This is a genomic window from Tolypothrix sp. VBCCA 56010, assembly GCF_050875635.1.
In the GTDB taxonomy this organism is placed as follows: Bacteria; Cyanobacteriota; Cyanobacteriia; order Cyanobacteriales; family Nostocaceae; genus Hassallia.
Window position 1 is genome coordinate 1 of the sequence record NZ_JBPAOH010000230.1, and the last position, 8,305, is coordinate 8,305.

The 8,305-nt window shown below is 42.9% G+C and carries 8 protein-coding genes and 1 pseudogene; 4 read left to right on the top strand and 5 right to left on the bottom strand.

The window, feature by feature from the left end; translation table 11 throughout:
- Positions 1-216 precede the first annotated feature (216 nt).
- The 3 genes and pseudogenes from AABK37_RS38595 to AABK37_RS38605 all read left to right on the top strand — a co-directional run.
- The gene (locus AABK37_RS38595; protein WP_432556699.1) at positions 217-426 is read left to right on the top strand and encodes a hypothetical protein; all 210 of its coding nucleotides are present in this window, start codon (positions 217-219) and stop codon (positions 424-426) included.
- Between the two features lie 436 nt (positions 427-862).
- Positions 863-1,360 (top strand): Rab family GTPase, encoded by a 498-nt coding sequence (locus AABK37_RS38600; protein ID WP_432556700.1) that lies wholly within the window; start codon positions 863-865, stop codon positions 1,358-1,360.
- A gap of 39 nt (positions 1,361-1,399) precedes the next feature.
- Positions 1,400-1,762, top strand: a pseudogene (locus AABK37_RS38605) (sensor histidine kinase); the annotation flags it as partial.
- Between the two features lie 225 nt (positions 1,763-1,987).
- Here AABK37_RS38605 and AABK37_RS38610 read toward each other — a convergent pair.
- From AABK37_RS38610 to AABK37_RS38620, 3 genes are read right to left on the bottom strand one after another with little or no spacing between them, the layout of a single operon-like run.
- Positions 1,988-2,191, bottom strand: a complete 204-nt coding sequence (locus AABK37_RS38610; protein ID WP_039739195.1) for a chlorophyll a/b-binding protein — start codon at positions 2,189-2,191, stop codon at positions 1,988-1,990.
- 51 nt (positions 2,192-2,242) lie between these two features.
- Complete coding sequence (locus AABK37_RS38615) at positions 2,243-2,446, bottom strand: chlorophyll a/b-binding protein (protein ID WP_432556701.1); 204 nt, start codon at positions 2,444-2,446, stop codon at positions 2,243-2,245.
- A 45-nt stretch (positions 2,447-2,491) separates the two neighbouring features.
- The gene (locus AABK37_RS38620) at positions 2,492-2,695 is read right to left on the bottom strand and encodes a chlorophyll a/b-binding protein (RefSeq protein WP_432556701.1); all 204 of its coding nucleotides are present in this window, start codon (positions 2,693-2,695) and stop codon (positions 2,492-2,494) included.
- Positions 2,696-3,171: 476 nt separating this feature from the next.
- On the opposite strand from AABK37_RS38620, the gene AABK37_RS38625 reads away from it, so the two are divergent.
- Positions 3,172-6,300 (top strand): MFS transporter, encoded by a 3,129-nt coding sequence (locus tag AABK37_RS38625; protein ID WP_432556702.1) that lies wholly within the window; start codon positions 3,172-3,174, stop codon positions 6,298-6,300.
- A gap of 99 nt (positions 6,301-6,399) precedes the next feature.
- On the opposite strand, the gene AABK37_RS38630 is transcribed toward AABK37_RS38625, so the two are convergent.
- Positions 6,400-7,431 (bottom strand): hypothetical protein, encoded by a 1,032-nt coding sequence (locus tag AABK37_RS38630; protein ID WP_432556704.1) that lies wholly within the window; start codon positions 7,429-7,431, stop codon positions 6,400-6,402.
- Between the two features lie 173 nt (positions 7,432-7,604).
- Entirely contained in the window at positions 7,605-7,937 is a 333-nt protein-coding gene (locus AABK37_RS38635) for a XisI protein (protein WP_432556703.1), read from the bottom strand.
- Between the last annotated feature and the right edge of the window lie 368 nt (positions 7,938-8,305).

Below are 8,305 nucleotides of genomic sequence, written 5' to 3' on the forward strand. Positions count from 1 at the left end.
GGAAAGCGGAGCCACTGCGGTGGACGGGTCTCCCGGCATAAAGCAAGTGGCGTCCAAGACGGGGGCTGGACTCACAAAGACACGTTCGGCTTTGCCGTCTCCGTTCGCGCAGCGTCTCCGACAGGAGAAGGAGAAGGACACAAAGGAAGAAGAAAAAGAAGATAGGTAATTTTGTAGCGGGAAGGGAGTATCTCTTTAGAAAACAAACTTGCTCAATTGGAAGAAAAAACTATCAATAATCAGCGGGAGATGCGAGAGCAGATTCTCAAGCAATCGAAAAATTTACACGATGATATCCGCCAAAAACATGAAGAAATCTTAGCGGCTTTAGAACGAGATACTCAAGAACTTCGTAAAGACAAAACTGACCGTTCTACCTTGGCACAGTTATTTACAGAATTAGCGATTCGACTGAATCAACAATAGACACCAGATGAATAAGATAAAAGTTAAAAAAAGTGATTTTTTATTTTCTCCTTGCTTCTCCCCTTGTCATACCAATTCTGTATGAAGATGCGCTGACGCGCAAAAAATAAAAACGAACCACGTTCGCCCTTGGCGTCTGGTGAAGGAGAAGACGCGTTCGCGTTCGCCCAGCCGCGTCTGGTGAAGGAGAAGAGAAGAACGCGAAGAGAGGAGGTATAGAGATAATTTGGCGCAGCTTCACAAAGAAACGGTATCAGTTACGATATTTTATCTTATATAACCGCTTCTGGAATTAACGCCAGCAATTTTCAAACCGTAGGAGGGAGTTTTAACGAGTCGTTAGACAGCAAATCGATAAAATCAGAAAAAAAATCTAATTATAGGGTATCTTTCAAGGTATTTTTATCTGAAAAGCCTAAATAAGTGATGATTTTTTATGCTTCAGAAAAAGATTTGTATGGTAGGTGCTTTTGCTACAGGTAAAACAAGTTTAGTAGCCAAATTTGTATATAGCATATTTTCGGAAACCTATCAAACTACTGTGGGTGTAAAAATTGACAAAAAAGTAGTGAAGATTCAAGACAAAGAGTTAAATTTTATTCTTTGGGATCTTTATGGGGAAGACGAATTTCAAAAAGTGCGACTGTCTTATTTACGGGGTTCGTCTGGCTATTTAATGGTAGTGGATGGAACTCGACACAACACTCTTGAAAAAGCTTTTAGTCTGCAAACAAGAGTAGAAGAAACGATTGGACAAATTCCCTTTATTCTTGTACTTAATAAATCAGATTTGTTAGATGAATGGGAAATTGAAACGGCAGAAATCGATGCAATTATACAACGTGGCTGGACTGTAATTAAAACTAGCGCAAAAATTGGGCTGGGTGTAGAAGAAGTTTTTCAAACACTTGCTAATAAAATATTGGAGGCATAAATGCAAAATGTCCCTCCTGCTGTTGCTGCTTATGTTCTTACTTTAGACTGGAAAGTGGTTGGTGATAAATCGCGTTTGGATAGAGTGATTTCAAATCTGGCAGAAAATGCTTTGCGTCACAGTCCTGTGGGGTCTGTTGTGACAATTAATTTGCAACAAGATGGGGAATATGTTTTAGTAACTGTCAATGATGAGGGTTCTGGTGTAGCACCGGAAATGGCACAACATTTATTCCAAAAGTTTTCTCAAGGAAGAGGTAGATCCGGTAGAGTCGGTTTGGGACTTTATTTTTGTCGGATTACTGTTGAACGTTGGGGAGGGGAGATTGGTTATTCACCTCGTCCGGAAGGTGGTTCGCGTTTTTGGTTTCGCTTGCCAAAAGTGGGAAGAGTTAGGAGTTAAAAGTGGGGAGTGGGGAGTGGGGAGTGGGGAGTTAGGAGTTGTAGAGACGCGATATATCGCGTCTGTAGGAGTTTAAAGTTAGGAGTTATATTATGTCCGCGCTTGTTAATAGTAAGAAAAATACCTAAACGGTTGTAGAGACGTTCCAATGGAACGTCTCTACAATATGTGGGAAACCGATTATTATATAAGGGCGGGGAAAAGAGCGCCCCTATCAAGTTATGATTAATAACCGATGATGTGCAATACGTCACGAACGACGCTGAATCCTGCTAAATCCCAAAGTAAGTAAGCAAGAAAGCCAATCATTGCCAAGCGACCGTTCCACAATTCGGCTTGAGGATTAAAGCCAAATAGGAAAGCGTTTCTGTCTACACCGTTATATTCTTTAGCAACTGGTGGTAAATCGGTAGTAGGACGAGTTTGCATTGTTTTTCTCCTTAATCAAGTAGTTTTTCTGTATTTTCAGATATTTAATTTTTAGTAACCAATGAAATGCAGCACGTCACGCAGAACGCTATAGCCTGCTAAATCCCAAAGTAAGTAAGCAAGAAAGCCAATCATTGCCAAGCGACCATTCCACAATTCGGCTTGAGGATTATAGCCAAATATAAAAGCGTTTCTGTCTATGCCGTTATATTCTTTAGCAACTGGTGGTAAATCGGTAGTAGGACGAGATTCCATTATTTTATGTCTCCTAAATCAAGTAGTTTTTGCGTTTTCTGTCTATTAGTAACCAATGAAATGCAGTACGTCACGCAGAACGCTATAGCCTGCTAAATCCCAAAGTAAGTAAGCAAGAAAGCCAATCATTGCAAGACGACCGTTCCATAATTCAGCTTGAGGATTATAGCCAAATATAAAAGCGTTTCTGTCTATGCCGTTATATTCTTTAGCAACTGGTGGTAAATCGGTAGTAGGACGAGATTCCATTTTTTTGTACCTGAACTTTTTGCTTGTTGACTTTAATGTAGCTAGATATAACTAATATGCTTTCTGTCTGTGGGCACAATGTCTCAATATTGTTTTGCACGGATAAATCCACCTTGAGAGGGTGATAAAAACAAAAATTGTAAATAAATGTTACGAAGCGATAACAAGCTCAGATTTAAAGCAATAAATTTGCTGTTAATAGAAATAAATGGAATTTGCAGATGAAGGAAGCTAGGTGAAAATATCTAATGTCAAAATAAATGCAGATTATTAGTGAGCGATCGCCATCTACATCGACAATTTACCAAAATTATATCCAGCGCTGTAGAGAAAATTCAAACCTGAGAGAGATGCTCTAAATGCCTAAATTCTACGATTCTGAGATTTACACTAGTTGGGTATCGCAACAGATGTTAAATTTATTCTCACGTAATCTTTAAATTTCTAGTGAATTAAACGATTAAGAAGGAAATATCATGTTTCAGAGTACACAAATAATGCTGGGACTGTACAAGCCGCTCTTTTGGGTGGCACAGGTTGCAGTAGACCCCTCAACAATTACGCCAGCACAGGCATCTGTTGTCACTTCAGGACCGCGCTTTTTTGTCGCTTTGATTTCTGGCGTGATTCTAGCCTTTGCCATCCAATTAGTCTTAACAAACCTCTCGGTAGCCGCCGGTATTACTTACCTGGGGCATCAATCAGACTCGGATTCTAGCTCGCAAAGCCATGACACTATTGGCGGTACAATTCGCAAAATTGGTACTGCGGTCGGGATTTGGACGTTAGTCACGGTGACCATCGCTCTGTTGATCGCCACTTTCTTAGCGGTAAAATTGAGCCTCCTAATTTTAAGTCCGGGATTGGGAGCAATTTTAGGCTTGGTAATTTGGGGTGCGTACTTTTTGCTGTTGGTGTGGGTAAGTTCAACTACGGTAGGTTCCTTAGTTGGCTCGGTCGTAAACACCGCAACATCCGGCTTTCAGGCGATTATGGGGACGGCTACCGCCGCATTGGGGGCGAAAGCGATCAATAATCAAGTTGTCGCCACCGCAGAAGCCGCAGCTGCCGCTGTACGTCGAGAAATCGGCAGTGCGATTGACCCAGGTACTATCCGGGACAATATCGAAGATTACTTAGAAATGGTGCGTCCCCCTGAACTCGATTTATCGAAGATTCGGGGTGAGTTTGAAAAATTGCTCAACGATCCGCAATTAAAAGCACTAGCAGGTAGTCCAGATTTACGCAACATCGACCGAGACAAGTTTGTTAGTTTGGTAAGCGATCGCACTGACCTTTCCAAACGCGATATTAACCGTGTTGCAGACACATTATATGGCGTTTGGCAACAAGTTGTTAGTAACAAACCCGGTCAAGACCGCTTGGCTGAGTTGATGGATTATGTTAAATCTGTACAGCCAGGACAAACCAAGACAGATGAACTGAACCGCAAGGTGGATCAGTTAATGGCGGAAGTGCGTGCTTCTAAAGAAGCTGACCAAAGAGCAACTCAAGAAGCTACTCCAGGTCCAATTCAGCGAACTCTGCAACAGGGAATCACCGCGCTGACTGGTATAGTGATGGGACGCACGGATTTGTCAGATTTGGATGTAGAAAAAATTTTAGGTAGTCTTTCTACTGCCAAAGACAAAGTAACCGAAAAAGCCGATCAATTAGGACTTGCCACGCCAAAGCAACCTTACAGCCCGATTCGTGCTGATGTGGAAAACTACCTGCACAACACTTATGCTTGGCAACTAAGTCGAGAAAAAATCGCGGAAGAATTTCGTGATGTTATTTACGATGCAGCTGCCGATCCGGGAACAGTAAGGCGGGAGGTTGAGCGACTTTCTAAACAAGATTTTGCTAATATTCTCCAAGAGCGCGGATTGTTAACGCAAGCAGAAATTGAGCGGATTGTCAATCAACTTGAAGTTATCCGCGAACAAGTGCTGGTAGAAGTCAGCGCAGCGGAAGAAAGGGAAATAGTACAAGACTTGCAACGTCGAGTTGAAAGTTATTTACTAGTTACACCAAAAGCGGATTTGACTCCAGAAGCAATTCAGCAGAATTTCAAACCGTTGCTGGAAGACTCTGACGCCGATTATGAAACTTTATCTCGGCGTTTGGCTCAATTTGACCGTCAGGAAATGCGAGATATTTTGCTGCAACGCAATGATATTCAACCAGAGGAAGCTGACAGAATTCTCGACCAGTTGGAAAATCAGCGCGATCAAGCTTTGATTGAGTCCAAAGGATTGGCAGATCAAGCAAAATATCAAGCAGAAACGCTGTGGTTGAATTTAGAGTCATATCTGCGTAACACTGGCAAAGGAGAATTGAATCCGGATGGGATTCGCGCTGATTTGAAAACGCTTTTGGACGATCCGCAAGCGGGAATTTCCTCAATTCGGGCGCGGTTGTCTCGCTTCGATCGCGATACGCTGGTACAATTGTTGAGTCAGCGGGAAGATTTGAGCGAAGACCAAGTTAATCAAGCAATTGATACTGTTGAGCAATCTTGGAGCAGTGTTCGTCAAGCACCGCAAGCTTTAGCCGATAAAGCTAAAGAGCAATACGACTCAGCGACGAGTGCGATCGCCGATTATCTGCGAAATACTGGCAAACAAGAACTTAACCCCGAAGGTATTCAACGCGATTTAAATCGATTGTTTGAAAATCCTCAAGAGGGAGCGATGGCACTACGGCGGCGGTTGTCGCAAGTTGATAGAGATACGCTGGTGAAACTACTGAGCCAACGTAAAGACTTGAGCGAAGAACAAGTCAATCAAGTCATCGATTCGGTGCAAACCTCAATTCGCGATATTGTCCGTGCGCCGCGTCGTTTAGCTACCAGAACGCAGCAAAGAGTAGAAACTTTCCAAGCTTATTTGCAAGAGTATCTGCGAGGAACTGGCAAGGAAGAACTTAATCCTGAAGGTATCAAACGCGACTTGCAATTACTGTTGCACGATCCGCGAGTGGGAATGGAAAGTATAACTGAACGTCTTTCGCAATTTGACCGCTCGACAATCATCGCTTTGCTGAAAATTCGCGAAGATATTACCGATGAAGAAGCAGCACAAATTGCTGATAATATGATATCGGTGCAGGAGCAGTTTGTTGAACAAGTGCGGGGTATCCAACGCCGGATTCAAGATGTGGTTGATGGTATTTTTGGCACAATTCGTAACTACCTTAACTCCTTAGAGCGTCCGGAATTGAATTATGATGGTATCAGCCGCGATGTTCGCAAGATATTCGACGATCCGCAAGCGGGATTTGAAGCGATACGCGATCGCCTATCTTCCTTCAACCGCGAAACCTTGGTAGCAGTTATGAGTTCTCGTGAGGATATCTCCGAGGAAGACGCTAACCGAATTATCGACCAAATCGAAGGAGCGCGTAACAAAGTCCTGCAACGTGCTGAACGCATTCAACAAGAAGCACAGCGACGCTTGGAAGAAGTGAAACTGCAAGCGCAGCGACAAGCAGAAGAAACCCGTAAAGCAGCAGCATCAGCAGCTTGGTGGCTGTTTGCAACCGCGACAGTATCGGCAATTTTCGCCGCAATTGGAGGAGCGATCGCTGTTATGCTTGCCTAGCTGAAAAAGTTGTCTCCGCTAAACTTATTTAGCCTCTCGACATCGAGGGGCTTTTTTTTATTCGTAGTGAGCGCTTCAGCGCTCACTACGAATAAAAGCCTAATTCGTCTCTTGAATTTGCAAGCGGATAGTCTTTTCAGTTGCCCCACCAAGTTGAATTTCCATCACTTCACCACCGAAGGGTTCTAAGCAATCGAGAAGCGATCGCAAATTGGGTGTACTTGCACCGGTATCTACATACAAGCGATCGGCTAAGTTGTTGATGCGCTTCCAAGTCATGTAGAGTTTGGCGATCGTTTGTTCTATTTGCGATGATTGATTAACTAAATCGGCAGCAATATTCAAACAGCCGACTCTTTGCGCTTCTTCTAAAGCGGTTTCGATGTCAACTTGTTCTTGATCTAGGGCTTGAACTTGTGCCGCAGATTTGAGATATTTTGCTAAGTTACGCGCTTCTGTGGTCACTTGTTTGAGAGTATCGACGTCAGGATTTGCGGCTATTTCTTTTTGTAGCGATTTTTGGTGCGATTCGGGGAGTTTTTCCATTTCCTTCACTAAAGGGGCGAGGTAGCGCGGAGGAAGAGTATTATCTGCGGCTTTTTGCCTCACGGGTTCGGGTAGCAAGTCGGAAGACATCGCCGTCCATTCGTCGTTGATTTGACGGACTTCGCGACGAGTGATGCGATCGCCTTTTTCCGCAGCTTCACTCACCATCTGCTGAACTTCTGGTGCTGCTTTGGAAGTTTCCACAAAAGCGCGTTTGCTGAAGTTTTTAATCGCGCTGGGCTGAAGTTTGCCATCTTCTAGAAGTGTATCAGCACTGTTTGCTAGTTGAATCCAACTGTAAGCTTGACTTTTGCTGATTTCTCGTTCTTTCAGCCAGTTGAGAAAGCCCGTACCGCGTCCTTCACCACCTTTTTTTTCTCTGTCGCGGACTGCGCGTAAAATTCGACCCCGCCAAATTTCGGTTTGCAAATCAAAGCGATCGCATACCTGCCAAGCTACTTCTAGCTGTTGTAAAAAATCTGACTCTGGAATCTCTTCATCTTCCGGATCGGGCAGTTCAAAAGTCAAATCTGCTGGCTGTTGTAGGGCAGCAGCCAAATCATCGATATTATCCGTTGATTGCACGGCAGGGAAAGTGGTAGTGTATGCGATCGGCTTATTATGCCACAATCTGGGGTAACTGTAACCGCTGATTTTTTTCAGGTTACGGCACTAGATAAGATTCCTAAAATTTTATTGACATCTTTCAGGTAATATAGCAACTCTAAATGAATTGTAAAATTATCTTTTATATTAAGCTATCCAACTGCAAACCCATCATATTGTCGCATGAACGGCGAATGATACGCTAACACGATATCCTCTTTGGGTATCCCTAGTTCGAGTAATTCATTCGCCACGCCAATTTCTGTACCGTCGTACTGAATCCAAATTTTATCGCCCTTTAGGTCAATGTGAATTAGGGAACCATATACACGATATTGATTCCAACCAGAGCGTACCACCTGATAGTGATCTCCTTCACCATCAAATACAGTATACATTTCAATATCTCCGTAAGCAGGTTTAATCTGACTATGGGGAATCAGAACTTGCTTAATTAATTGTCGGTATTGCTCAATTTTATCCATTGCACAACAGCCTTTTGTTCTACATTATAAATCAGTAGGTTAAGCCGATAATGATACCAATATGTGGGTAGGGGCACGGCAGTGCCGTGCCCCTACGAGAAATCTATCTGTATCAAAGTTTTCGTGAATTGGTATAAGAGTATCGCCTGTAAGATTCCCTCTCATCCCGACTTTGCATTTATTTTGAAAAAATGCTTCAACATTAAGCCAAACTACTTCAACATTAAGCCAAAACACTTCAACCTTAAGTCAAACTACTTCAACCTTAAGCCAAAACACTTCAACCTTAAGTCAAACTACTTCAACCTTAAGCCAAAACACTTCAACCTTAAGCCAAAACACTTCAACCTTAAGCCAAAACACTTCAA

Coding starts and splice junctions, on each gene's coding strand:
- AABK37_RS38615 (WP_432556701.1), bottom strand. CDS start 2,446: ATGGAATCTCGTCCTACTACCGATTTACCACCAGTTGCTAAAGAATAT.
- AABK37_RS38610 (WP_039739195.1), bottom strand. CDS start 2,191: ATGCAAACTCGTCCTACTACCGATTTACCACCAGTTGCTAAAGAATAT.
- AABK37_RS38625 (WP_432556702.1), top strand. CDS start 3,172: ATGTTTCAGAGTACACAAATAATGCTGGGACTGTACAAGCCGCTCTTT.
- AABK37_RS38635 (WP_432556703.1), bottom strand. CDS start 7,937: ATGGATAAAATTGAGCAATACCGACAATTAATTAAGCAAGTTCTGATT.
- AABK37_RS38600 (WP_432556700.1), top strand. CDS start 863: ATGCTTCAGAAAAAGATTTGTATGGTAGGTGCTTTTGCTACAGGTAAA.
- AABK37_RS38620 (WP_432556701.1), bottom strand. CDS start 2,695: ATGGAATCTCGTCCTACTACCGATTTACCACCAGTTGCTAAAGAATAT.